The organism is Pseudomonas sp. IT-P12, assembly GCF_949767465.1.
Taxonomy (GTDB): Bacteria; Pseudomonadota; Gammaproteobacteria; order Pseudomonadales; family Pseudomonadaceae; genus Aquipseudomonas.
Genome location: NZ_CATKPY010000024.1, coordinates 396,436 through 419,914, shown reverse-complemented (window position 1 = coordinate 419,914; position 23,479 = coordinate 396,436). Strand labels below are relative to the sequence as shown.

Here is a 23,479-nt window from a genome sequence, read left to right as displayed (position 1 = left end):
TGCCCATCAGCGTAGCCGCTCAGCCAAGAAACAGCTGGTAAGCCGGGTTGTCGCTTTCATCCCAGTACGGGTAGCCGATTTCCTCAAGGGCGGCGGGCACCAGGTGACGCTCGTCGTGAGGGACCTGGAGGCCCGCCACCACCCGGCCGTCCGCCGCGCCGTGGTTGCGGTAGTGGAACATCGAAATGTTCCAGCGACCGCCAAGCTTGTTGAGGAAGTTGAACAGCGCGCCTGGTCGCTCCGGGAACTCGAAACGCAGCACCACTTCATCGACGACCTGGGCCGCGCGGCCACCGACCATATGACGGATGTGCAGCTTGGCCAGTTCGTTGTCGGTCAGGTCCAGCACCGGGAAACCCTGCCCGGTCAGGCTGGCAATCAGTGCGCTGCGCGGATCGTTTTCCGGGTGCGTCTGCACGCCGACGAAAATGTGCGCCTCGCTGCCGGTGTTGTAGCGGTAATTGAATTCGGTGATCTGACGCTTGCCGATGGCCTCGCAGAACGCCTTGAAGCTGCCCGGTTTCTCGGGAATGGTCACGGCGATGATGGCTTCGCGGCCTTCACCCAGTTCGGCGCGCTCGGCGACGTGACGCAGGCGGTCGAAGTTGACGTTGGCGCCGGAATCGATCGCCACGAAGGTCTGACCCGTCACGGCGTGCTGCTCGACGTACTTCTTGATCCCGGCCACGCCCAGGGCGCCGGCAGGTTCGGTGATCGAGCGGGTATCGTCGTAGATATCCTTGATGGCGGCACAGATCTCGTCGGTGCTGACGGTGATCACCTCGTCGACATGATCCTTGCAGATGTCAAAGGTGTGCTGGCCGATCTGCGCGACCGCCACGCCATCGGCAAAGATGCCCACCGTCGGCAGGACCACGCGCTCGCCCGCCGCCATCGCCGCTTGCAGGCAATTGGAGTCATCCGGCTCCACGCCGATGATGCGGATGTCCGGGCGCAGGTATTTGGCGTACGCGGCGATGCCGGCAATGAGGCCACCGCCGCCCACCGGAACGAAGATCGCATCCAGGCGTCCCGGGTGCTGGCGCAGAATTTCCATGGCCACCGTGCCCTGCCCGGCAATGGTGTGGGGATCGTCGTAGGGGTGGATGTAGACGTAGCCTTTTTCATCGACCAGTTTCAACGAGTAGGCCAGGGCTTCCGGGAACGAATCGCCGTGCAGCACCACTTTACCGCCCCGTGAACGTACGCCCTCGACCTTGATTTCCGGCGTGGTCTTGGGCATCACGATAGTGGCCTTGACGCCCAGCACCTTGGCGGCCAGAGCCAGGCCCTGAGCGTGGTTGCCCGCCGACGCGGTGACGACGCCACGGGCGCGCTCTTCGTCGCTCAGTTGCGTCAGCTTGTTGTAGGCCCCGCGAATCTTGAACGAGAACACCGGCTGCAAGTCTTCGCGCTTGAGCAGAATATGGTTGCCCAGCCGTTCGGAGAGCTGGCGGGCAGCCTGCAGCGGGGTTTCTACGGCAACGTCATAAACGCGCGAGGTGAGGATCTTTTTGACGTACTGTTCGAGCATCGGAAAGCATCACTGAGCGGGTTGGGCAGGGCCAGGGAGTCTAACCCGGCTTTCAGCCGTGCGACCACACGAATCAAGAGGTTTTGGTCGTGCAAGGGGCTATAATGCCGGCCTTTCCGTTTCCCCCTGCCCGCTTCCGGAGCCCGCATGACCCAGGATCAACTCAAACAGGCCGTGGCCCAGGCTGCCGTCGACTTCATCCTCCCGAAACTCGATGACAAGAGCATCGTCGGGGTCGGCACCGGCTCTACCGCCAACTGCTTCATCGACGCCCTGGCCCGGCACAAGGGCGCCTTCGACGGCGCGGTCGCCAGTTCCGAAGCCACCGCCGCGCGCCTCAAGGGCCACGGCATCCCGGTGTACGAGCTCAATACCGTCAGCGACCTGGAGTTCTACGTCGACGGCGCCGACGAGAGCGATGAGCACCTGAACCTGATCAAGGGCGGCGGCGCAGCCCTGACCCGCGAGAAGATCGTCGCCGCCGTGGCCAAGACGTTCATCTGCATCGCCGACGCCAGCAAACTGGTACCCGTGCTCGGGGCGTTCCCGTTGCCGGTTGAAGTGATTCCAATGGCCCGCAGCCACGTGGCCCGCCAACTGGTCAAGCTCGGCGGCGACCCGGTTTACCGTGAAGGCGTGCTGACCGACAACGGCAACATCATCCTCGACGTGTTCAACCTGCAGATCACCAACCCGGTGGAACTGGAAACGCAGATCAATGCGATTGTCGGCGTGGTCACCAACGGCCTGTTCGCCGCCCGGCCGGCGGACCTGCTGTTGCTGGGGACGAGCGAAGGCGTGAAAACCCTGCGCGCGGAGTAACGCCATCCGGGAGCGAGCCTGCTCGCGACAGGGCTTATCAGACAACGTTGAATGTCAGGCCGCATCGCGAGCAGGCTCGCTCACCTTTCTGGGTCAAGACGTGCCGGTCAGGGCTGCGCCGGCTTCCTGAACACGTAGAACAGGTTCGGCTCGCTCACCAGGTACAGGGTGCCGTCGTCATCCATGGCGATGCCTTCCGCTTGCGGTACGGTCTTTTTCAAACCGTGACGCCCCTTGCCCAATGACAGGGTACTGAGCGGCCGCCCGTCCACATCCAGTTCCAGAATCAGCCCCGACTCATCGGACAGCGCCAGCAAATGGCCGCTGCGTTCGTCGTATTGCAGGCTCGACAGGTCCCGGACAAACATCCCGGCATCGCGCTTGGGATTGTTGACCACATGCACCGCGTAGGATTTTTCCGGGTTGTGATGCGGGAACCCCTGCACTTCATAGATCAGCATCGGGTCGCGTTCCTTGGCGACAAACAGGCGCTTGCCCACCGAGTCATAGGCCAACCCTTCGAAGCCCTTGTTGCTGCTCATGTGCATGCCCAGCGTCATCTGCTCGGCTTCTGCGGCGTCGAGAAACGTGGTGTCTTGCTCGACATGAATCTTGATCAGCCGCTGCTGGCGTTCGTCGGTGATCACGTAGGTGTCGGCGCTGATGAACTCCACGGCTTCCGGGTCGCCGAAACCGACCAGGGCAATGCGCCGGATGATCTGCCCCTCGAGGGACAACTCGATCAGTTCGGAATTTTTGTTGGTGACGGTGAACAGGCTCTTGCGCACCGGATCGAAGGTCAGCGCCGACACGTCGTCATCCAGGCCCTCGATGCTGCGGCCCTCGACCGTGACGTGATAGTGACCCAGCCCGATGGACTGAGCGCTTTCCGGCTGCCAAAGCGTGTTCAGGTTGAACCAGGCGCGCTCGAACAAACGCAGGTACTGGCCAACCGCAACCAGTATGAGCAGCGTAATCGCCAACAGGATCAGCATCAGGGGTTTGGGACGGGCAAATCGGCGCATTCAGGCAAGCTCGGGATCAGGACAGGTGGATGAAATACCACGGCAGTCTGAATTCAAGCTTAATGGCCATTAGCCCAAGCCTACAACTGGGGGTGATGTTTCCTACAAAACCCGGGTCAGTGCTGCTGCTCGAAACGATAGAACAGGTTGGGTTCGCTGACCATGTACAGCGTGCCCGCCTCGTCCATGGTCACACCTTCAGCACGGGGAATGGTCTTTTTCAGGCCATTGAAACCGCCGAGCAAGGTCATGAAGCTCACTTGTTCGCCCTTCTCGTCCAACTCCAGCAACAGATGGGAATCAGCGGACAACGCCAGCGTATGCCGGGTGCGTGGATCAATGGCCAGCGCCGACAGATTGCGGATGTCCAATTCGTCACTGGCCAGCTTTTGCTTGTCGCCGGTCAGTGTCTGACCATCGCTGCTCTTCCAGGTGAACAGTGCCGCGGGCCGCTCTTCACCCAGCAGCATCTGCTGCTTGTGCGCATCCCAGACGACCGCTTCGAAGGCCTTGTTCTGGTCCTCCGACGGACCGAGATCGTATTTCGGAAAGTTGGCGATGTTCAGCTCGCGGGTGTCGGCGTCGACCTTGACGATGGTCAGCAGATGTTCGCGCTCATCGACGATGGCCAGCAGGCCGTTGCCCATGACCGTCACCGCTTCCGGGTTGCTCCAGCCCACCAGAGGCATCTTGCGCAGCACTTCGCCCTGCAGGGTCAGTTCGGCCAGGAACGGGTTCTTGCCCATGACCGCGAACAGGGTTTTGGTTTGAGGGTTGTACGCCAGGTCGGACGCTTCGTCCTTTTCCATCCCCGGCAACGGCTTGGCATCGATCACCACCCGGTAATCCGGCAGCCAGATGCTTTCCTGGCGTTCGGCGGGGCTTTCGAAACGCTCAAGCACCCAGAGGATGCCTCGGTCGTCCCAATGCATCGCGAACGCGAGGCCGTACGCTGCGGCAACCGCCAACAAAAGCCAGGAATACCAACGCATGAAAAAGCGCGGGCGGCGGGCAGTCTTGAGCGTGGGCAACGGTTGAGTGGCCATCGGGGATGCTTTCCAGAAATTCAGGCTAAGGGTAATAGCACAATTGGGACCGGCTCAGACGCCGCAAGCCCCGGAATTATCCAGACCAGATGTGAAAAAAACGGCAAATGGCGGGATTGCCCTGTGAACTCACACACCAATCCCCTGCAGGAGCGAGCAGGTTCGCTCCTGCAGGATGGGGGCGCCGAGTCAGCGCACGCTGCTGGTGAAGCGGCTGGCGCCCGGCAGTTCGAGAACGATCTCATCGCCCACATTCAGCGGACCGACGCCCACCGGCGTGCCGGTCAGGATCACGTCACCGGCTTGCAGCGAGAAGCAGCCCGCCATGTACTGGATCATCGGCACGATCGGGTTGAGCATCACGCTGCTGTTGCCATCCTGACGGACTTCACCGTTGATGGTCAGGCGAATGCCGATGTCGGTCAGGTCGGCGAAGGTGCTGCCGGACACGAACGGGGCAATCACTGCCGCGCCGTCGAAGGACTTGGCGATTTCCCAGGGCAGGCCCTTGGATTTCAACTCGGCCTGCTTGTCGCGCAAGGTCAGGTCCAGGGCCGGTGCAAAGCCGGAAATCGCGTCGAGCACTTCTTCACGGCTGGGTTTGGTCGACAGTGGCTTGCCGATCAACACCGCAATTTCTGCCTCGTAATGCACCGAGCCACGCTCGGTCGGAATGCTGAAGCCGCCTTCAAGGGGCACGACGCAGCTGCCTGGCTTGATGAACAGCAAGGGCTCCGTAGGGACCGGGTTGTCCAGTTCCTTGGCGTGTTCGGCGTAGTTACGCCCGATGCACACCACTTTTCCCAACGGAAAGTGGATACGCGTGCCGTCGACATACTGGTGCTGATAGCTCATGACCGACTCCTGGTTCGTGGCTCATAAATTCAAACGTCAAACAGCGAAAATCTTGCCCGGGTTCATGATGCCATTCGGATCGAATACCGCCTTGAGCGCTTTCATGTACTCGATCTCAACCGGTGAGCGGCTGTAGGTCAAGTAATCACGTTTGGTCATGCCCACGCCGTGCTCGGCGGAAATCGAGCCGTTGTACTTCTCGACGGTTTCAAACACCCACTTGTTGACCGTTGCGCACTTGGCGAAAAACTCGTCCTTGCTGAGGTTATCCGGCTTGAGAATATTCAGGTGCAGGTTGCCGTCCCCGATGTGACCGAACCAGACGATTTCGAAGTCCGGGTAATGTTCACCGACGATCGCGTCGATTTCCTTCAGGAAGGCCGGCACTTTCGACACAGTGACCGAAATATCGTTCTTGTACGGGGTCCAGTGGGAAATGGTTTCGGAGATGTACTCGCGCAGCTTCCACAGGTTCTGCAATTGGGTTTCGCTCTGGCTCATCACGCCATCGAGCACCCAGCCCTGTTCGACGCAGTGCTCGAAGGTTTCCAGGGCCTGGTTGGCCACTTCTTCGGTGGTCGCTTCGAATTCCAGCAGGGCGTAGAACGGGCATTCCGTGTCGAAGGGCGCCGGCACGTCACCGCGGCCCATGACCTTGGCCAGGGCCTTGTCGGAGAAAAATTCGAACGCGGTCAAGTCGAGCTTGCCCTGGAAGGCGTGCAACACCGGCATGATCGCGTCGAAATCGGCGGTGCCGAGCACCATGGCGGTGAGGTTCTTGGGTGCCCGGTCCAGGCGCATGGTCGCCTCGACCACGAAACCGAGGGTGCCTTCGGCGCCGATGAACAGCTGGCGCATGTCGTAGCCGGTGGCGTTCTTGATCAGGTCGCGGTTCAGTTCAAGGACATCGCCCTTGCCGGTGACCACTTTCATGCCGGCGACCCAGTTGCGGGTCATGCCGTAGCGAATCACTTTGATTCCGCCGGCATTGGTGCCGATATTGCCGCCAATCTGGCTGGAACCTGCAGACGCGAAGTCCACCGGGTAATACAGGCCCTGTTCTTCGGCAACGTTTTGCAGGTGCTCGGTGACCACGCCCGGTTGGCACACGGCGGTACGGTCGGTCAGGTTCACATCTAGGATCTGATTCATGTAGTCGAACGACACCACCACTTCGCCATTCGCCGCCACGGCCGCTGCCGACAGCCCGGTGCGCCCGCCCGACGGCACCAGCGCCACCTTGTGCTGGTTGGCCCAACGGACAATGGCCTGGACCTGTTCGATGGTCTTGGGAAACACGATCGCCGTCGGTGCCGGCGCGAAATGCTTGGTCCAATCCTTGCCGTAAGCATTCAGGGAGTCGGCATCGGTCAGGACCTTGCCAGGCTCGACCAGAGACTTCAGTTCATCAATCAGGGCAGGATTGGTCATCGACAGAACTCTCGAACAATTCATGGTCATCCTGAGAACGCTTCACGTCGCAGGAACGGGTGTTTAGCGGGGCGCTTATGCTAGCATACCGACCCCGCAGCATAGTGCCCAACGGCGCTGCTGCGGCGACGGCTTTGTTGCCGTCGGGGTCAGCTCCAGGCTGTTCCTTCCTGCCATTTTTCTCCGGGATACAGGTTTACGCAGATGAGCAAGACTTCTCTCGATAAGAGCAAGATCAAGTTCCTTCTTCTCGAAGGCGTCCACCAATCGGCTGTCGACGTCCTCAAGTCGTCCGGCTACACCAGCATCGAGTACCTCACCGGTTCTCTGCCGGAAGCCCAACTGAAGGAAAAGATCGCCGATGCTCACTTCATCGGCATTCGCTCCCGCACGCAACTGACCGAAGAGATCTTCGACCACGCGAAGAAGCTTGTGGCGGTGGGTTGTTTCTGCATCGGGACCAACCAGGTTGACCTGAACGCGGCTCGCGAGCGCGGCATCGCCGTATTCAACGCGCCGTACTCCAACACCCGCTCCGTTGCCGAGCTGGTGCTGGCCGAAGCGATCCTGTTGCTGCGCGGCATCCCTGAGAAGAACGCTTCCTGCCACCGTGGCGGCTGGATCAAGAGCGCGGCCAACTCCTTCGAGATCCGCGGCAAGAAGCTGGGCATCGTCGGTTACGGCTCGATCGGCACGCAGCTGTCGGTTCTGGCCGAAGGCCTGGGCATGCAGGTGTACTTCTACGACACCGTGACCAAGCTGCCACTGGGCAACGCGACCCAGGTCGGCAACCTGCACGAACTGCTGGGCATGTCCGACATCGTGACCCTGCACGTGCCGGAAACCGCTGCGACCCAGTGGATGATCGGCGAGAAGGAAATCCGCGCCATCAAGAAAGGCGGCATCCTGATCAACGCCGCTCGCGGCACCGTGGTCGAGCTGGACCACCTCGCGGCGGCCATCAAGGACAAGCACCTGATCGGCGCGGCCATCGACGTATTCCCGGTGGAGCCACGCTCCAACGACGAAGAGTTCGAAAGCCCGCTGCGCGGCCTGGACAACGTGATCCTGACCCCGCACATCGGCGGCTCCACGGCCGAAGCCCAGGCCAACATCGGTCTGGAAGTGGCGGAAAAACTGGTCAAGTACAGCGACAACGGTACCTCGGTATCGTCGGTGAACTTCCCGGAAGTGGCCCTGCCGGCTCACCCTGGCAAGCACCGCCTGCTGCACATCCACGAGAACATTCCGGGTGTGATGAGCGAGATCAACAAGGTCTTCGCCGAAAACGGCATCAACATCTCCGGTCAGTTCCTGCAGACCAACGAGAAAGTCGGCTACGTGGTCATCGACGTCGACGCCGAGTACTCGGACCTGGCGCAAGAGAAGCTGCAGCACATCAACGGCACCATTCGTTGCCGCGTGCTGTTCTGATCGCGACTTGAGCGACAAAAAAGGGAGCCCTCGGGCTCCCTTTTTCATGCACGGGTCATTTGACGTTGACGGTGATCTTCTCGGAGACGATCGGCGGATCGAACGGCACGTGGCCGCTGTCGCCCAGCATCAGTTGCAGCGTGTGCTCGCCCGGCGTCAGCGTCACTTCGGCCTGGGTCTGCGCCTTGCCGAAATGCACGTGGTTGGCATCGGTCGGGATCGGCTGATCGGCGGCCGGCAGCGTCTTGACGTCGATCAGCAAATGGTGGTGACCGGTATTCTTGGTCACATCACCGGCTGGCGCCAGCGCAATGTTCTTGACCGCGAACTTGACGACGAACGTCTTGGGAACCGTGGCGCCGTCCGCAGGAGAAACGATGGACACTTCGGCGCCCTTGGGGGCCGGAGTTGCCGCACTGGCCAGCACCGAAACACCCATCAGCAGGCCAGCCAAGGCCGCACGTGACATAAAGGATTTCATTCTCTTCTCCAGTTTTCTCATAAAATTCGCGTGGTCATGACAACTTCATGACCATTCGTTGTCGAAGGCACTCGACAACCATAGCAAAGCGAGCCTGAATCAAAGGGTCGCAACAAGAAATTCAAAGGAGTGACCATGCGCTTTCTGCCTGGCCTGATCTGTCTGCTGCCCCTTTTGAGCCCTTTGGCCCATGCCGAACTGATTGACGACGTCAACGACCGTGGTGAATTGCGCATTGCCCTTGAGGCTAATACACCGCCCTTCAATTTCAAGGACGACGGCCAGCTCTCGGGCTTCGAAGTCGAACTGGGCCAGTTGCTGGCCAACGAACTGGATGTGCGGGCCGACTTTGTCGTCACCGATTCCAGCGATCTGTTGACCGGCGTTGAAAGCGGCAAGTACGACGTCGCCATCAACCACATAGCACTGACCCCGGAACTCAAGGATCGTTTCGACTTCAGCGAACCTTATGCACAGGTCGATGGAGAATTGCTCGCGCAGAAACAAGCAGAACCGCAGTCGATGCTGCTGGTGCAGTCCCTGGCGCAGGAAAAACCCAAGGCCGCCTCGCCGGTGAACCTGGCGATTCCGTTTCAGAAGGGCAACCCGGCGTTTCACGCCAGCCTGGAAAACGCCTTGCAGCGGATCAAGGCCGATGGCCGTTTGCAGGCGCTGGAGCAGAAGTGGCTTACGCAAAAGTCGGTTGCCGAGCCCGAATCCCACCAACAATGACGGCCCATGTGGGAGCGGGCTTGCTCGCGACTGGGTGTGTCATTGAAATGCATCCGCCTGACTGACCGCTTTCGCGAGCAAGCCCGCTCCCACAAGGTTGGGTGGTGGCTCAGGGCTGCGCCGCCAACGCCTCAGCCGCCTCGGCCAACTCCAGCTCACTGAACACCAGCACGCCGTGACGCCTGAGCAACGCCGCCGTCACCCCTTCGCCGCTGACTTTCACCCCACTGAAGGTGCCGTCGTAGGTCAGCCGATTTCCGCACGACGGGCTGTTGGCCTTGAGCACGGCAACGCGGATGTCATGGGCTTGCACCAAGGCCAGCGCCTGATGCGCCCCGGACAGGAATTGCGCGCTGACGTCTTCGCCTTCGGTGGTGATCACCGGCGCCCGCCCTTCCAGTACGTCTGCGCCCTGCCCACCCGGAATCTCCGCCGCCGCCCGAGGCGTCGGCAAGCCACCGGCCACCTCCGGGCACAAGGGCACGACACGACCTTCATCGAGCCATTGCTGGAGCTGATCGAACGGCCCGCTGGCCCCGCCGTCGTAACGCACGCGGTGCCCCAGCAGGCAGCGGCTCACCAGGACTTTAAGCATGATCAGAACGGCTCGTTGCCACGACGCCGGAACCAGCCGGTCAGCGACAGGCGATCCCGGGTCGCGGGCAGGACTTCATGGGGCACCTCGCCCGACAGGAACACCACCAGGCATCCGCCGGTGGGCAACACGTCGTACTCGCCACGGTCCTTGAGGTACATGCGCAACTGGCCCCCCTCTTGGGGCAGCCAGGCCTCATTGAGGTACAGCACCGCCGACACCGTGCGCCGGTCGTCATCGCGGAAGCGGTCGAGGTGCCTGAGGTAGAAAGCACCGGGCGGGTACAGCGCGAAATGGCTTTCGAAATCCTCCAGGCCCAGGAACAAGCCGCGATTGATCGCTTCGCGCAGGCTGTCCATCAACGCCAGGTAGCTGTCGCACGCCGGCGCCTGACCTGCCTCGATCCATTGGATCCTGTCGCCGCGAATGGCTTCGCGGATCTCCGATGTCGGCCCGCGTCCCACGGCGGCCGGGGCCAGTTCGCCCTCGGCCGCACGTTTACGGCACTCAGCCGCCAGCGCCCGGGTCAGATCCATAGGCAGGAAAATATTCTGCTGCGACCAGCCGTGTTCAGCCAGTTCGTCGACGATACGTAACAGCAGCGGGTGATCAGAGGATATTTGCATGGCGCGCATAGTATTCCTGTACCCGAAAATCCGACAGAGCCACGCGGCGGCTTGATACGAATTCTCGACAAGTCGGTATGCCGCACGGAGAATAGTCGGCTGCCGACAGGAGTCCCTATGCGTCGTTTGCTTTTCTCAATGTTGATGTTCTGCGTAATGCCCGCCTGGGCAGACGGCCACGACCAGTTGTACAAGGTCGCCGGCTGGCCGGAACAACGCGCGCATTTCAACGACGCCCTGGCAGCGGCTCAGCAGCGTTACCAGAACAGCCTGCCACCGGCGGTGTTTCAGGCGCTGGTGAACAACAGCAATCAACGCTTTGCCCCGCAGGCCGTCGACCAGCGTGCCGAAGCACAGCTGCGCAAGAACCTCGCCGACCCGAAACCCGCCCTGACCTTCTTCCAGTCCCCCCTGGGCAAGAAGATCGTGGCCGCCGAATTGCTCGCGACCCGTCGCGATCAACTGGCGAAAAACGCCAAGGGTCTGCCAAAGATGCAAGCCAGCGACAGCCGCCTGCTGATCATTGGCCACCTGGCCCAGGCCCTGCCTGCCCGTGAAGCCGGCGCGGAGGTCAGCCTGGCGATTGCCGGCGTCGCGGCCGACAGCCTGAGTTCGATGATTCCCGGCCTGCTGGGCGGCGGACAGGCGCAAGGTCTGTTGAACGGTCAGCGCCAGCGCTTGATGGAGCAGATCGGCAGCGACCTGAACAACACGCTGCTGTATGTCTATCGCGACCTGTCGGATAACGAACTGGAAGAGTTCGCCACCTTTGCCGAGTCGGCGGAAGGCCAGGCGTATTACCAGGCGGCGCTGGCGGCGATTCGGGCGGGATTGGCGGTGGGGCAGAGCACTTCAAATTCCGGTCAGTGATCGCTTGCGCCTATTGAACCCTTATCGCGAGCAGGCTCGCTCCCACAATGGACCTGCGCACACCGCACCACTGTGGGAGCGAGCCTGCTCGCGATAAGGGCGGTGCAGTCACCGACGATTGTTACCCTTGATCCGCTTGCTCAAAAACCCGAAGAACTCCCGGCGCATTTCCGGCGCCTCATTCGCCAGATGATGCCGCCCCTCCGGCAGCATCAACACCTGCGGCCGGTTGAACTTGGCTTTCAACACCTCGAGGTTGTGCGGCCAGTCCACCGTCATGTCCGCCTGCCCCTGCACGATCAACGGCTGCCGGGTGCTGGTCGGTGCGGCTTCGATGCGCTTGATCCAGCGTGACAAGGCGCCGACCCAGGCGGTGGGCAGGCGTCGCGCCTGCAAGGGGTCGGCCTGCAGGAACGTCAGGAACTGCGGGTCATTGGAATTTTCGCTGAAACGCCGGGCGATGCCCCGGACAAAAGGCTTGAGCAGGTAATAGCTGAGCTGCGACCAGCCCCAGGACCGTGGCCTGACCAGAGGTGCCAGCAGGATCACCTGGCCCTGGGCCGGGCTGTCCGTGCCGGCGTTGAGCACATGGTCCACCACGATGGCGCCGCCGGTGCTTTGCCCGCACAAGTGCCATGGTTGCGGCAAGTCCAGGGACACGGCCTGGGCGAACAGTCCTTGCAGCGTGTCCTGGTATTCGGCGAAATCGCGGATGCTCGCCCGCTCGCCGCTGGACAAGCCATGCCCCGGCAAGTCACAGGCGATCACCGCAAAGCCCTGATCCAGCGCCCATTCGATCACATGCCGGTAAAGCCCGGTGTGATCGTAGAAGCCGTGGAACATGAACAACGTCGCCCTGGCGCGTTCCGGCCACCAGACCTGGCAGACCAGCTCATAGCCGTCCACGTCGAAACGCCCCAGCCCCGTGCGCAGCGACCGCCCCGGAAAATCCAGGCCATAAAACCGCTGGTACGCCAACGCCTCCTCGGACAGCGGTTGCCATTGGGCCAGGGGCCGCAGGCCGGCGCGCAGCTGATCGGGGTCGAAAGTGGCGGACATGGAAGGTTCCAGAGCACGAAGCGGACTTTATGAGCCTGCGATATTCATCTGTCGCGGCAAGCATGGCAAGCTGGGCGATCTCTGAGGAAGCCCCCCCATGCGCTCGCCCTACCGCACCACTCTGCTTGCCAGCCTGCTCGCCCTCCTCTGTGCCGGTATCCTGTGGGCGGCCTACGACTGGTTCCAGGGGCGTTATCTGCGTGCATTCAGTTCGCACACGGCGGTCTTTTCCGGAGATCCCCTGCGCCTGCCCGACCACCTCGCCGGCCCCGGCGCCATCCGCCTCGTGCACTTCTGGGATCCGGCCTGCCCGTGCAACGTCGGCAATCAACAGCACCTGAGCGAACTGGTGGAGCACTATGTGCCGCAGGGCGTCGAGTTTTACGCGGTCCAGAAACCCGGCAGCCACGGCCAGTTGCCCACCACCTTGAGCGGCCTCAAATCCATCGACGTGCTGCCGGGCGCCGAGCAGATCCCGGCCAGCCCCGCCGTGGCGATCTGGGATCGCGACGGCAAGCTGGCGTATTTCGGGCCTTACAGCGAAGGCCTGACCTGTAACTCGAACAACAGCTTCATCGAACCGATCCTGCAAGCCCTGAACGAAGGCCGCCCGGTGAGTGCCACGCACACACTGGCGGTGGGGTGTTACTGCCCGTGGCCGACCGATGCGCTGAAGTAGCGACAAATCGAGAGACAAGAATCCCTCCTACGGGCGATGGGACGATTCAACAGGTCGTGTTAAACAGTGAGGCCAGGGAACTGCCGTCACTCATAACAAGAACAAGGAACCTTCATGAAACGTCTCCTGATTGCGCTCGCCGGGCTGATTGTCGTTCTCGCCGTGGTCGTTGGCGGCTACGTCTACAGCAAGCAGCCGACGCGCCAGGGCATGGTCGAACTGCAACACCTGCAGGGCTCGGTCACCGTGCGTTACGACGAACGCGGCATACCGCATATCCGCGCCGACAACGAAACCGATCTGTACCGAGCGCTCGGCTACGTGCACGCCCAGGACCGGCTGTTCCAGATGGAAGTGCTGCGCCGCCTCGCGCGCGGTGAACTGGCCGAAGTGCTGGGCCCGAAACTGCTCGACACCGACAAGTTGATGCGCACTCTGCGCATTCGCGAACGTGCCGACACCTACCTGGCCAACCTCGACCGACAATCGCCGGCGTTCGTCGCCATGCAGGCTTACCTGGACGGCATCAACCAGTACCAGGACAGCCACCCCAATCCCGTTGAGTTCGATGTACTGGGCATCAGGAAACGCCCGTTCACCGCCCTGGACACCATCAGCATCGCCGGCTACATGGCCTACAGCTTTGCCGCGGCGTTCCGCACCGAACCCCTGCTGACCTATGTGCGCGATCAGTTGGGCGCCGACTACCTGAATGTGTTCGACCTCGACTGGCAGCCCAAGGGCGTGCTGGCGAACAACGCCAACAGCGGGCCTGCGCTTGCCAGCGGCGACTGGCAGGACCTCAACGCCCTCGCCCGCCTCAGCGAGCAGGCCCTGGCCGATAACGGCCTGCCGCAGTTCGAGGGCAGCAATGCCTGGGCAGTGTCCGGCAGCCGCACCAAAAGCGGCAAGCCGCTGCTGGCGGGCGATCCGCATATCCGCTTTTCCGTGCCGTCGGTGTGGTACGAGGCGCACCTCTCGGCGCCGGGCTTCGAGCTCTACGGCCACTACCAGGCCCTGATGCCGTTCGCCTCGCTGGGGATGAACCGCGACTTCGGCTGGAGCATCACCATGTTCCAGAACGACGACCTCGACCTGATCGCCGAGAAGGTCAACCCGGACAACGCCAACCAGGTCTGGTATCGCGGTCAGTGGGTCGACCTGGTCACCCACGAGCAGCAGATCGCCGTCAAGGGCCAGGCACCGGTGACCCTGGTGTTGCGCCAGTCGCCCCACGGTCCGATCGTCAACGATGCGCTGGGCAGCAACGCCGGCAAAACGCCGATCGCCATGTGGTGGGGGTTCCTCGAAAGCCAGAACCCGATCCTCGAAGGCTTCTACCAGCTCAACCGCGCCGACACCCTGGCCAAGGCCCGCAGTGCCGCCGCCAAGGTCCATGCGCCGGGCCTGAACATCGTCTGGGCCAATGCCAGGGGCGATATCGGCTGGTGGGCGGCGGCGCAATTGCCCAAGCGTGCGGCGGGTGTAAAACCGTGGTTCATCCTCGACGGCAGCAGCAGCGATGCGGACAAGGACGGTTTCTACCCCTTCAGTGCCAACCCGCAGGAAGAGAACCCGGCACGCGGCTACATCGTCTCGGCCAATTTCCAGCCGGTGTCACCGACCGGCATCGAGATTGCGGGTTACTACAACCTGGCGGACCGGGGTCAGCAACTCAATCGCCAGCTCGGCGACAAATCCGTCAAATGGGACCTGGAGGCCAGCCAGAAACTGCAATTGGGCACCACCACCGCGTACGGGCCACGCCTGCTCGCGCCGCTGTTGCCGGTGCTGCGTGAAGTGGTGAGCGATCCCGCCGAACTCAAACTGGTGGAACAACTGAGCCAATGGCAAGGCGACTACCCGCTGGAGTCCACCAGCGCGACGCTGTTCAACCAGTTCCTGTTCAACCTTGCGGACACCGCGATGCGCGACGAACTGGGCAACGACTTTTTCGAAACCCTGCTCTCGACCCGGGTAATCGACGCGGCCCTGCCGCGCCTGGCGGCGAACGCCGACTCGCCGTGGTGGGACAACCGCAACACCCCCGGCAAGGAAACCCGCGCCGACACGGTGAAGGCTGCGTGGCAGGCCAGCCTCTCTCATCTCAAGCTCACGCTGGGCGCCGATTTCGCGCAATGGCAATGGGGCAAGGCGCACACGCTGACCCATGGCCACCCGCTGGGGCAACAGAAGCCGCTCGACCGGATCTTCAACGTCGGCCCGTTCTCCGCACCGGGCACTCATGAAGTGCCGAACAACCTCTCGGCGAAGATCGGCCCGGCCCCCTGGCCAGTGACCTACGGGCCGTCGACCCGGCGCCTGATCGACTTCGCCGACCCCACCCACAGCCTGACCGTCAACCCGGTGGGTCAGAGCGGCGTTGCGTTCGACCGGCACTTTGACGACCAGGCCGAGGCGTACGTCGAAGGTCTGTACTTCCAGGCGCATCTGAATGACGAGGAAGTGGCGGCGAATGCGCGCAGTACCTTGAAACTGTTGCCGGCGCGGGCTGCGCAGTAAATCCCTGCTGCCCGCAGGTGACCTTCGCGAGCAGGCTCGCTCCCACACTGGAATGCAAACCCTGTGGGAGCGAGCCTGCTCGCGATAGGCCCTGAAGCTAACGCGTATTCCCGCTCAAACCATCGCCGCAAAATTCAACCTGAATTGCTGCGGCGTCACCCCCAGCCGACGATTGAACACGCTGCGCATGTGCTGGGCATCGCGAAAGCCACAGTCATACGCCACGGTTTTCAGCGGCGCCGTCGTGCTTTCCAGCATCACCCGCGCCGCGTCCACCCGCGCCCGCTCGACAAATTCCGCCGGGGTGACCTTGGCCTCCCTGGCGAACACCCGGGAAAAGTTGCGGGCACTCATGTTGGCCGCGCTGGCCAGGTCGGCCAGGCTCAGGTCACCGGTCAGGTTGGCCAGCACGTAGCGCTGGACCATCGCCACCGCCGACGTCGGCTCGGCGTGGGGCGTCAGGAAGGGGCTGAACTGCGACTGCCCCCCCGAGCGCTGCGTGAACACCACCAATCGCTTGGCCACGGTCAGCGCGACCTCCGGCCCATAGTCCCTGGCCAGCAGGTACAGCGACAGGTCGATACCGGCGGTGACACCGGCCGAGGTGTAGAGCTCGCCGTCCTGCACATACAAGCGATCGGCTTCGACCCGGGTCGATGGACACAAGGCGGTCAGTGCCGCCGCGTCCTCCCAATGCGTGGTCACCGTCCGCCCCTCGAGCAGCCCGGCGCGGCCCAGCATGAACGCGCCGTTGCAGATCGAGCCGAAGCGTTGTGCCAGCGCACAGGCGTCGCGCAGCCAGGCATCGAATGCCGCGCCGAAATCCATGGATGGCAATTGCGGACCACCGGCGACCAGCAGCAAATCGTAGCCTCCCAGCGCTTCGCTGAAATGCCGATGGGCCTGCAGCGACAAGCCGTTGGAGCAGGCCATCAGCCCACGCTCGACGCCGATCACTTCGAGTCGATAGTGATCCTGTGGTGCAAGAAACCGATTGGCCTCGCAAAACACGTCCATGGGGCCGGTGACATCCAGGGACTGAACGCCGGAAAAAATCACGATGGCGACGGTTTTACTCATGATGGGGATCGTCCTTCTGCTTTCCCGGCGCTGACCCTGCCGCATCTTTGGGAGCGAGCCTGCTCGCGATGGCGGTGCATCAGACAACGACCCTGTCGACTGACACTCAGTTATCGCGAGCAGGCTCGCTCCCACAAGGGGACAAGGGGCACACCCCACCACGCGTGCAGGGTGTATGTGTGTGTGCAAATTAGCCAATCCGCGCTCAACAAGCGAGGCTGGCGCGATTTGCCTGCTCATTGGCCGGGATCGCAGCCCTGCATCGATTGTCCGGTCCTGGAGCCGGGAACAGACTGGTCCCATCAGCGCCACCACGGCGCCTGCCACGAGGACAGCAGCATGAGCAACACCATCGCCGGTATCAAAATCCCCGACAGCGCATTGGCCAGGGCCACCACCGAATACATCCGCGACATCGAATCCGACTTGCTCTATCACCACTCGCGCCGGGTGTTTCTGTTCGGCGCGTTGAGCGGTGAACGCAAGCAGCTGGCCTACAATCCGGAGCTGCTGTACGTCGGCGCGATGTTCCATGACCTGGGCCTGGTCGAAGGGCATCGCAGCGACACCGAGCGCTTCGAAGTCGATGGCGCCAACGCTGCGGCAGCGTTCCTCAAGCCCTACGGGTTCAGCGACGACGATATCGAGCAGGTCTGGCTGTCGATTGCCCTGCACACCACGCCAGGCGTGCCGCAACACTTGCGCCCGACCGTGGCGCTGGTCACCGCCGGTGTTGAAATGGACGTGCTGGGCATGGACTACGCGGCGTTTTCCACCGTGCAGCGAGAGGCGGTGGTGCATGCACATCCACGGGGTGAAGGGTTCAAGGAGTGCATCATCTGCGCCTTTGCCGACGGCTTGCGCCATCGTCCGCAGACCACGTTTGGCAACGTCAAGACCGATGTGCTGGTGGATCAGGAGCCGGGATTCAAGCCGATGAACTTCGTCGAAGTGATCCGCCAGTCGCCTTGGGCTTCCTGAGCGCAGGAAAACCTGTGGGAGCGGGCTTGCTCGCGAAGAGGTCGGCATAGTCAACACGTTTGTTGGCTGAACCACCGCTTTCGCGGGCAAGCCCGCTCCCACAGGGATATGGCTTGATCAAGCCGCTTCCGGTGCCTGCGCGCGGCGCACGTCCGGTTGTTTCCAGGAGTCGGCAGCGCTTTCCTCAATGGCCAGCTGGATGGCGCGCTTGCGCGCTTCTTCGGCACGGCGGCTGAAGAACCAGACCAGGAAGGTCATCAGCGATACCGCCAGCAGGATCAGGCTGGCCACGGCGTTGATTTCGGGCTTCACGCCCAGACGCACCGCCGAGAACACCTCCATCGGCAGGGTCGTGGAACCCGGGCCGGAGACGAAGCTGGCCAGCACCAGGTCGTCCAGCGACAGGGCAAACGACATCATGCCGCCCGCGCCCAGCGATGGCGCGATCATCGGGATGGTGATCAGGAAGAACACCTTCCACGGCTTCGCCCCCAGGTCCATGGCCGCCTCTTCGATGGACAGGTCCAGCTCACGCAGACGCGCCGACACCACCACCGCCACATAGGCCGCACAGAACGTCGTGTGGGCGATCCAGATGGTGACGATGCCGCGCTCCTGCGGCCAGCCGATCATCTGCGCCATGGCCACGAACAGCAGCAACAGCGAAAGACCGGTGATCACTTCCGGCATCACCAGCGGCGCGGTGACCAGGCCACCGAACAGCGTGCGGCCCTTGAAGCGGGTGATGCGGGTCAGGACGAACGCCGCCAGGGTGCCCAGCGCGACTGCGGCAATCGCCGTGTAACAGGCGATCTCCAGCGAGCGCACCACCGAGCCCATCAACTGCGTATTGTCCATCAGGCCGACGTACCACTTGATCGACCAGCCACCCCACACCGTCACCAGTTTCGAGGCGTTGAACGAGTAGATCACCAGGATCAGCATCGGCAGGTAGATGAACAGCAGGCCCAACACCAGCATCAGGCTGGAAAAACGGAAGCGCTTCATTCCTTGCCCTCCATTTCTTTGGCCTGGCTACGGTTGAACAGGATGATCGGCACGATCAGGATCGCCAGCATCACCACTGCCAGGGCGGACGCCACCGGCCAGTCACGGTTATTGAAGAACTCCTGCCACAGCACTTTACCGATCATCAGGGTTTCCGGGCCGCCCAGCAGTTCCGGAATCACGAACTCGCCCACCACGGGAATGAACACCAGCATGCAGCCGGCGATGATGCCGTTCTTGGACAGCGGGATGGTGATCTTCCAGAAACTGTTGAAGGTGCTCGAACCCAGGTCGGATGCCGCTTCCAACAGGCTCTGGTCGTGCTTCACCAGGTTGGCGTAGAGCGGCAGGATCATGAACGGCAGGTATGAATAGACGACGCCGATGTACACCGCGAGGTTGGTGTTGAGGATCTGCAGCGGCTCATCGATCAGGCCCATGCTCATCAGGAAGCCATTGAGCAGGCCGTTGTTGCTGAGGATACCCATCCACGCGTAGACGCGGATCAGGATCGCCGTCCAGGTCGGCATCATGATCAACAGCACCAGCACCGTTTGCAGTTCCTTGCGGGCGCTGGCGATGGCATAGGCCATCGGGTAGCCGATCAGCAGGCAGAGGATGGTGCTGATCAGCGCCATCTTCAACGAGCCGAGGTAAGCGGCGATGTACAGTTCATCGTCGCCGAGCATGGCGTAGTTGCCGAGGTTGAGCAGCACCTGCAGCTTCTGGTCGACGAAGCTGTAGATCTCGGTGTACGGCGGAATGGCGACGTCGGCTTCGGCGAAGCTGATCTTCAGGACGATGAAGAACGGCAACATGAAGAACAGGAACAGCCAGATGAAGGGAACCCCGATGACCAACTGGCGGCCACCGGGAATTATTCGATTGAGACGGCGTTTGAATTTGCGCATGTTCATGAGCGCAGTACCACGCCGCTGTCGTCTTCCCACCACACGTAGACCTGATCACCCCAGGTCGGACGTGCACCACGGCGTTCGGCGTTGGCGACGAAGGACTGGACGATCTTGCCGCTCGGCAACTCCACGTAGAACACCGAGTGCCCACCCAGGTAGGCAATGTCGTGCACCTTGCCGCTGGACCAGTTGTATTCGCAGGTCGGCATGGTTGGCGTCACCAACAGCTTTTCCGGACGGATCGCGTAGGTCACCGACTTGTCCTGCACCGAGGTGCTGATGCCGTGGCCGACATAGATCTGGCGGTCGAGGTCCTTGCAGGTGATGGTCGCATGCCCCTCGGCGTCGTCGATCACTTCACCGTCGAAGATGTTGACGTTGCCGATGAACTCGCAGACCAGGCGGCTGGTCGGGGTTTCGTAGATGTCGATCGGGCTGCCGATCTGGGCGATCCAGCCCAGGTGCATTATCGCGATGCGCTCGGCCATGGTCATGGCCTCTTCCTGATCGTGGGTCACCATGACGCAGGTCACGCCCACGCGTTCGATGATTTCCACCAGTTCCAGTTGCATCTGCGAACGCAGCTTCTTATCCAGTGCCCCCATCGGTTCGTCGAGCAGCAGCAGCTTCGGTCGCTTGGCCAGCGAACGGGCCAGGGCCACGCGCTGGCGCTGACCACCGGACAACTGATGCGGCTTGCGCTTGGCGTACTGGGTCATCTGCACCAGCTTGAGCATGTCCGCCACCCGCGCATCGATTTCCGCAGCGGGCAACTTGTCCTGCTTGAGGCCGAAGGCGATGTTCTGCGCCACGGTCATGTGCGGGAACAGTGCGTAGGACTGGAACATCATGTTGATCGGCCGCTCGTAGGGCGGCATGTCGGTGATGTCTACACCGTCGAGGAAAATGCGTCCTTCCGTCGGTCGTTCGAAGCCGGCAAGCATGCGCAGCAAGGTGGATTTGCCCGATCCCGATCCGCCGAGCAGGGCGAAGATCTCGCCTTTCTTGATTTCCAGGGACACATCGTCCACGGCAATCGTCTCGTCGAACTTCTTCGTGACCCGGTCGATTTTGACCAGCACCTGTTTAGGTGACTGGTCGCCCTCGAGGGCTTTCTTATAGGCGCCGGAGGCAACTGCCATTTACGAAACTCCCAAAAAAAAGAGTGCAGTTCGCTCAAGGTGAGCCAACCCTGAATAGTTTAAGTCTTGAAGCGCTATTTACCCGACTTGACCTTAGTCCAGCTGCGGGTCATCAAACGTTGAATGTTGGGTGGCAACTCGATGGACACGTAGGTTTTGTCGAGTACTTCCTGGGGTGGATAAACCGATTCGTCGGTGCGGATGTCCTGGTCCATCAGTTTGTCCGACGCCGGGTTCGGGTTGGCGTAACCGACGTAATCACTGACCTGCGCGATCACTTCAGGTTTCAACAGATAATTGATGAAGGCGTGGGCCTGCTTGACGTTGGCCGAGTCTTTCGGAATGGCCAGCATGTCGAACCACAGTGCGCCACCTTCCTTGGGAATCGAGTAGGCGATGTTCACGCCCTTCTTCGCTTCGGCCGCTCGGTTCCTGGCCTGGAAGATATCGCCGGAGAAACCGATGGCAACGCAGATATCGCCGTTGGCCAGGTCCGCGATGTATTTGGAAGAGTGGAAGTAAGTCACGTAAGGCCGCACCGCCAGCAGCTTGGCTTCGGCCTTCTTGTAGTCGTCAGGGTTGGTGCTGTTGGCATTCAGACCCATGTAGTTGAGGACCGTGGGCATCATCTCATCGGCGGAATCGAGGAACGCCACGCCACAGCTTTGCAGCTTCTTGATGTTCTGCGGCTCGAACACCGCGGCCCAGGAGTCGATCTTGTCGACGCCCAGCACGGCCTTGATCTTGTCGACGTTGTAGCCGATGCCGTTGGTGCCCCACAGGTACGGCACCGCGTACAGGTTGCCCGGATCGTTCTGTTCCAGGCGCTTGAGCAGCACCGGGTCGAGGTTGGAATAGTTCGGCAACTGCGACTTGTCGAGCTTCTGGAAAGCGCCGGCCTTGATCTGCTTGCCAAGGAAGTGGTTGGACGGCACGACCACGTCGTAACCGGTGCGCCCGGCCAGCAACTTGCCTTCCAGGGTTTCGTTGGAGTCGAACACGTCGTAGACCGGCTTGATCCCGGTCTCTTTCTGGAAGTCGGCCAGGGTCGTTTCCCCGATGTAATCCGACCAGTTATAAATATGCACGGTGCCGGCGGCCTGGGCACTGACAGCCATCGTCAGTCCGGTGCCGATCAGCAAGGCATTGCGCAACAAAGAAAAAATAGGCAAGTGGAGGTCCTCTAAAATTAGTTGGGCCCAAGTTGCCCCGCGTTACATGACAGTCGTACCTGCCCAGCAACAAAACCGGCGCGCAACTTACCCTCGAAAAACCGATCCAGCAAAACTTTCCGTCATTTATTTGTTCCTGTTGCCGTCGCCGCGTTGGCGGCGGCAACAGGAAGCCGCTTCAAACCCGCTTATTTACCGGATTTGATCTTGGTCCAGCTGCGCGTCAGGATCCGCTGGGTCGCGGCCGGCAAGTCGGCAATCGCGTACAGCTTGGCCAGCACGTCGGCTGGTGGGTAGATGCCCGGGTCGCTGGTGATGTCCTTGTCCACCAGTTTGGTGGCTTCGGCGTTACCGTTAGGGAAGCGCACGGCGTTGGTGATTTCAGCCATGATTTCCGGCTTCTGCAGAAAGGTCATGAACTTGTAGGCACCCTCGACGTTTTCAGCATCCTTGGGGATGGCGACCATGTCGTAGAAGCTGCCGGCACCTTCTTTCGGAATGTTGTAGCTGACTTTCACCTTGTCGCCGGCTTCAGCCGCGCGGGACTTGGCCTGGTAGATGTCACCCGAGTAACCGACAGCCACGCAGATGTTGCCGTTGGCCAGGTCGGAGATGTACTTGGACGAGTGGAAGTAGCCCACCGAAGGACGGATTTTCAGGAACAGCGCTTCGGCTTCGGCCAGTTGTTTCTTGTCCTGGCTGTCGGTCGGATAGCCCAGGTAATGCAGCGCCACCGGAATCATCTCGGTTGGCGAATCGAGGAAGCTGATCCCGCACGACTTCAACTTGGCGGCGTTTTCAGGCTTGAACAGCAGGTCCCAGGAATTGGTCGGTGCATCGGCACCCAGTGCAGCCTTGACCTTGTCGGCGTTGAAGCCGATGCCGATCGAACCCCACATGTACGGGAAGGCGTGTTCGTTGCCCGGGTCGCTGACCGATACCGCCTTGAGCAGGTCGGTGTTCAGGTTTTTCCAGTTTGGCAGCTTGGACTTGTCCAGCTTCTGGTAGACGCCCGCCTTGATCTGCTTGGCCAGGAAGTTGTTCGACGGCACGACGACGTCGTAGCCGGACTTGCCTGCCAGCAACTTGGCTTCCAGGGTTTCGTTGCTGTCGAAGACGTCGTAGACCACCTTGATGCCCGACTCGTCTTCAAACTTCTTGATGGTGTCCGGAGCGATGTAGTCGGACCAGTTATAGACGTGCAACACCTTGTCGTCCGCCTGCACCGCACCCGCCATCAATCCCATCAGGGACATGGCGAGGAGAGTCTTGCCAGCAAGCTTTTTTCCTAATGCCTTCATGCGTTAATGCTCCAAATTTTTCTTTTTTGAACCACTTTGTTCAGCGGCCGAACCCGGACAACTGGAACCGCGGCTAGTCTGGCAAGATCCGAGGCGGTCTTTCAAGGAAAGGCCACTCTTTATGGCTGCCCTGAGCGAAAGTTTCATGTCTCCCGCTCAGAGCCTAGCA

22 protein-coding genes are annotated in these 23,479 nt (G+C 61.5%); 7 read left to right on the top strand and 15 right to left on the bottom strand.

What is annotated here, in order from left to right; genetic code table 11:
* Positions 1 to 19 precede the first annotated feature (19 nt).
* On the bottom strand, positions 20 to 1,534 hold the full coding sequence (ilvA, locus tag ACM6IM_RS22850; RefSeq protein WP_414866377.1) for a threonine ammonia-lyase, biosynthetic: 1,515 nt from the start codon (positions 1,532 to 1,534) through the stop codon (positions 20 to 22).
* A gap of 147 nt (positions 1,535 to 1,681) precedes the next feature.
* On the opposite strand from ilvA, the gene rpiA reads away from it, so the two are divergent.
* On the top strand, positions 1,682 to 2,356 hold the full coding sequence (rpiA, locus tag ACM6IM_RS22845; RefSeq protein WP_192306930.1) for a ribose-5-phosphate isomerase RpiA: 675 nt from the start codon (positions 1,682 to 1,684) through the stop codon (positions 2,354 to 2,356).
* Between the two features lie 107 nt (positions 2,357 to 2,463).
* Here the strand turns inward: rpiA and ACM6IM_RS22840 are convergent, their stop codons facing one another.
* The 4 genes from ACM6IM_RS22840 to ACM6IM_RS22825 all read right to left on the bottom strand — a co-directional run bounded on the left by ACM6IM_RS22840 (position 2,464) and on the right by ACM6IM_RS22825 (position 6,713).
* Positions 2,464 to 3,381: an SdiA-regulated domain-containing protein gene (locus ACM6IM_RS22840; RefSeq protein WP_414866376.1), complete on the bottom strand. Its 918-nt coding sequence runs from the start codon at positions 3,379 to 3,381 to the stop codon at positions 2,464 to 2,466.
* A gap of 116 nt (positions 3,382 to 3,497) precedes the next feature.
* On the bottom strand, positions 3,498 to 4,427 hold the full coding sequence (locus ACM6IM_RS22835) for an SdiA-regulated domain-containing protein (RefSeq protein WP_414866375.1): 930 nt from the start codon (positions 4,425 to 4,427) through the stop codon (positions 3,498 to 3,500).
* A 189-nt stretch (positions 4,428 to 4,616) separates the two neighbouring features.
* On the bottom strand, positions 4,617 to 5,282 hold the full coding sequence (locus ACM6IM_RS22830) for a fumarylacetoacetate hydrolase family protein (protein ID WP_192306936.1): 666 nt from the start codon (positions 5,280 to 5,282) through the stop codon (positions 4,617 to 4,619).
* 36 nt (positions 5,283 to 5,318) lie between these two features.
* On the bottom strand, positions 5,319 to 6,713 hold the full coding sequence (locus ACM6IM_RS22825) for an FAD-binding oxidoreductase (protein ID WP_201191577.1): 1,395 nt from the start codon (positions 6,711 to 6,713) through the stop codon (positions 5,319 to 5,321).
* Between the two features lie 204 nt (positions 6,714 to 6,917).
* On the opposite strand from ACM6IM_RS22825, the gene serA reads away from it, so the two are divergent.
* Positions 6,918 to 8,147 (top strand): phosphoglycerate dehydrogenase, encoded by a 1,230-nt coding sequence (gene serA, locus ACM6IM_RS22820; protein ID WP_192306940.1) that lies wholly within the window; start codon positions 6,918 to 6,920, stop codon positions 8,145 to 8,147.
* 55 nt (positions 8,148 to 8,202) lie between these two features.
* On the opposite strand, the gene ACM6IM_RS22815 is transcribed toward serA, so the two are convergent.
* Entirely contained in the window at positions 8,203 to 8,628 is a 426-nt protein-coding gene (locus tag ACM6IM_RS22815) for a DUF4399 domain-containing protein (protein ID WP_414866374.1), read from the bottom strand.
* Positions 8,629 to 8,763: 135 nt separating this feature from the next.
* Here ACM6IM_RS22815 and ACM6IM_RS22810 point away from each other — a divergent pair, with 135 nt between their 5' ends.
* Complete coding sequence (locus ACM6IM_RS22810; RefSeq protein WP_414866373.1) at positions 8,764 to 9,360, top strand: transporter substrate-binding domain-containing protein; 597 nt, start codon at positions 8,764 to 8,766, stop codon at positions 9,358 to 9,360.
* 109 nt (positions 9,361 to 9,469) lie between these two features.
* Here the strand turns inward: ACM6IM_RS22810 and ACM6IM_RS22805 are convergent, their stop codons facing one another.
* Both ACM6IM_RS22805 and ACM6IM_RS22800 read right to left on the bottom strand, forming a co-directional pair.
* Entirely contained in the window at positions 9,470 to 9,955 is a 486-nt protein-coding gene (locus ACM6IM_RS22805; protein WP_414866372.1) for a DUF523 domain-containing protein, read from the bottom strand.
* A 2-nt stretch (positions 9,956 to 9,957) separates the two neighbouring features.
* Positions 9,958 to 10,590, bottom strand: coding sequence for a 2OG-Fe(II) oxygenase (locus tag ACM6IM_RS22800; RefSeq protein WP_414866371.1), 633 nt, complete (start codon positions 10,588 to 10,590; stop codon positions 9,958 to 9,960).
* Between the two features lie 108 nt (positions 10,591 to 10,698).
* On the opposite strand from ACM6IM_RS22800, the gene ACM6IM_RS22795 reads away from it, so the two are divergent.
* Entirely contained in the window at positions 10,699 to 11,451 is a 753-nt protein-coding gene (locus ACM6IM_RS22795) for a DUF2059 domain-containing protein (protein ID WP_414866370.1), read from the top strand.
* Between the two features lie 108 nt (positions 11,452 to 11,559).
* On the opposite strand, the gene ACM6IM_RS22790 is transcribed toward ACM6IM_RS22795, so the two are convergent.
* The gene (locus ACM6IM_RS22790) at positions 11,560 to 12,510 is read right to left on the bottom strand and encodes an alpha/beta hydrolase (protein WP_414866369.1); all 951 of its coding nucleotides are present in this window, start codon (positions 12,508 to 12,510) and stop codon (positions 11,560 to 11,562) included.
* A gap of 97 nt (positions 12,511 to 12,607) precedes the next feature.
* Here ACM6IM_RS22790 and ACM6IM_RS22785 point away from each other — a divergent pair, with 97 nt between their 5' ends.
* Both ACM6IM_RS22785 and ACM6IM_RS22780 read left to right on the top strand, forming a co-directional pair.
* Positions 12,608 to 13,189 carry a DUF6436 domain-containing protein gene (locus tag ACM6IM_RS22785; RefSeq protein WP_192306954.1) on the top strand — a complete coding sequence of 194 codons (582 nt, stop codon included), beginning with the start codon at positions 12,608 to 12,610 and terminating at the stop codon, positions 13,187 to 13,189.
* Positions 13,190 to 13,303: 114 nt separating this feature from the next.
* Entirely contained in the window at positions 13,304 to 15,712 is a 2,409-nt protein-coding gene (locus ACM6IM_RS22780; protein WP_414866368.1) for a penicillin acylase family protein, read from the top strand.
* A 114-nt stretch (positions 15,713 to 15,826) separates the two neighbouring features.
* Here the strand turns inward: ACM6IM_RS22780 and ACM6IM_RS22775 are convergent, their stop codons facing one another.
* Positions 15,827 to 16,792 carry a GlxA family transcriptional regulator gene (locus ACM6IM_RS22775; RefSeq protein ID WP_414866367.1) on the bottom strand — a complete coding sequence of 322 codons (966 nt, stop codon included), beginning with the start codon at positions 16,790 to 16,792 and terminating at the stop codon, positions 15,827 to 15,829.
* Between the two features lie 339 nt (positions 16,793 to 17,131).
* Between ACM6IM_RS22775 and ACM6IM_RS22770 the strand changes: the two genes are divergently transcribed.
* Positions 17,132 to 17,773 (top strand): HD domain-containing protein, encoded by a 642-nt coding sequence (locus tag ACM6IM_RS22770; RefSeq protein WP_414866366.1) that lies wholly within the window; start codon positions 17,132 to 17,134, stop codon positions 17,771 to 17,773.
* A 117-nt stretch (positions 17,774 to 17,890) separates the two neighbouring features.
* On the opposite strand, the gene ACM6IM_RS22765 is transcribed toward ACM6IM_RS22770, so the two are convergent.
* The 5 genes from ACM6IM_RS22765 to ACM6IM_RS22745 all read right to left on the bottom strand — a co-directional run bounded on the left by ACM6IM_RS22765 (position 17,891) and on the right by ACM6IM_RS22745 (position 23,310).
* Positions 17,891 to 18,781: an ABC transporter permease subunit gene (locus tag ACM6IM_RS22765; protein ID WP_414866365.1), complete on the bottom strand. Its 891-nt coding sequence runs from the start codon at positions 18,779 to 18,781 to the stop codon at positions 17,891 to 17,893.
* Positions 18,778 to 19,659, bottom strand: a complete 882-nt coding sequence (locus ACM6IM_RS22760) for an ABC transporter permease subunit (RefSeq protein WP_345945592.1) — start codon at positions 19,657 to 19,659, stop codon at positions 18,778 to 18,780. The genes ACM6IM_RS22765 and ACM6IM_RS22760 overlap by 4 nt, the downstream gene beginning before the upstream one ends.
* A 35-nt stretch (positions 19,660 to 19,694) precedes the next feature.
* Positions 19,695 to 20,837 (bottom strand): ABC transporter ATP-binding protein, encoded by a 1,143-nt coding sequence (locus ACM6IM_RS22755; protein ID WP_192306964.1) that lies wholly within the window; start codon positions 20,835 to 20,837, stop codon positions 19,695 to 19,697.
* 74 nt (positions 20,838 to 20,911) lie between these two features.
* Entirely contained in the window at positions 20,912 to 22,009 is a 1,098-nt protein-coding gene (locus ACM6IM_RS22750; protein ID WP_201191557.1) for a polyamine ABC transporter substrate-binding protein, read from the bottom strand.
* A gap of 188 nt (positions 22,010 to 22,197) precedes the next feature.
* Positions 22,198 to 23,310: a polyamine ABC transporter substrate-binding protein gene (locus ACM6IM_RS22745; RefSeq protein ID WP_192306968.1), complete on the bottom strand. Its 1,113-nt coding sequence runs from the start codon at positions 23,308 to 23,310 to the stop codon at positions 22,198 to 22,200.
* Positions 23,311 to 23,479: the final 169 nt, after the last annotated feature.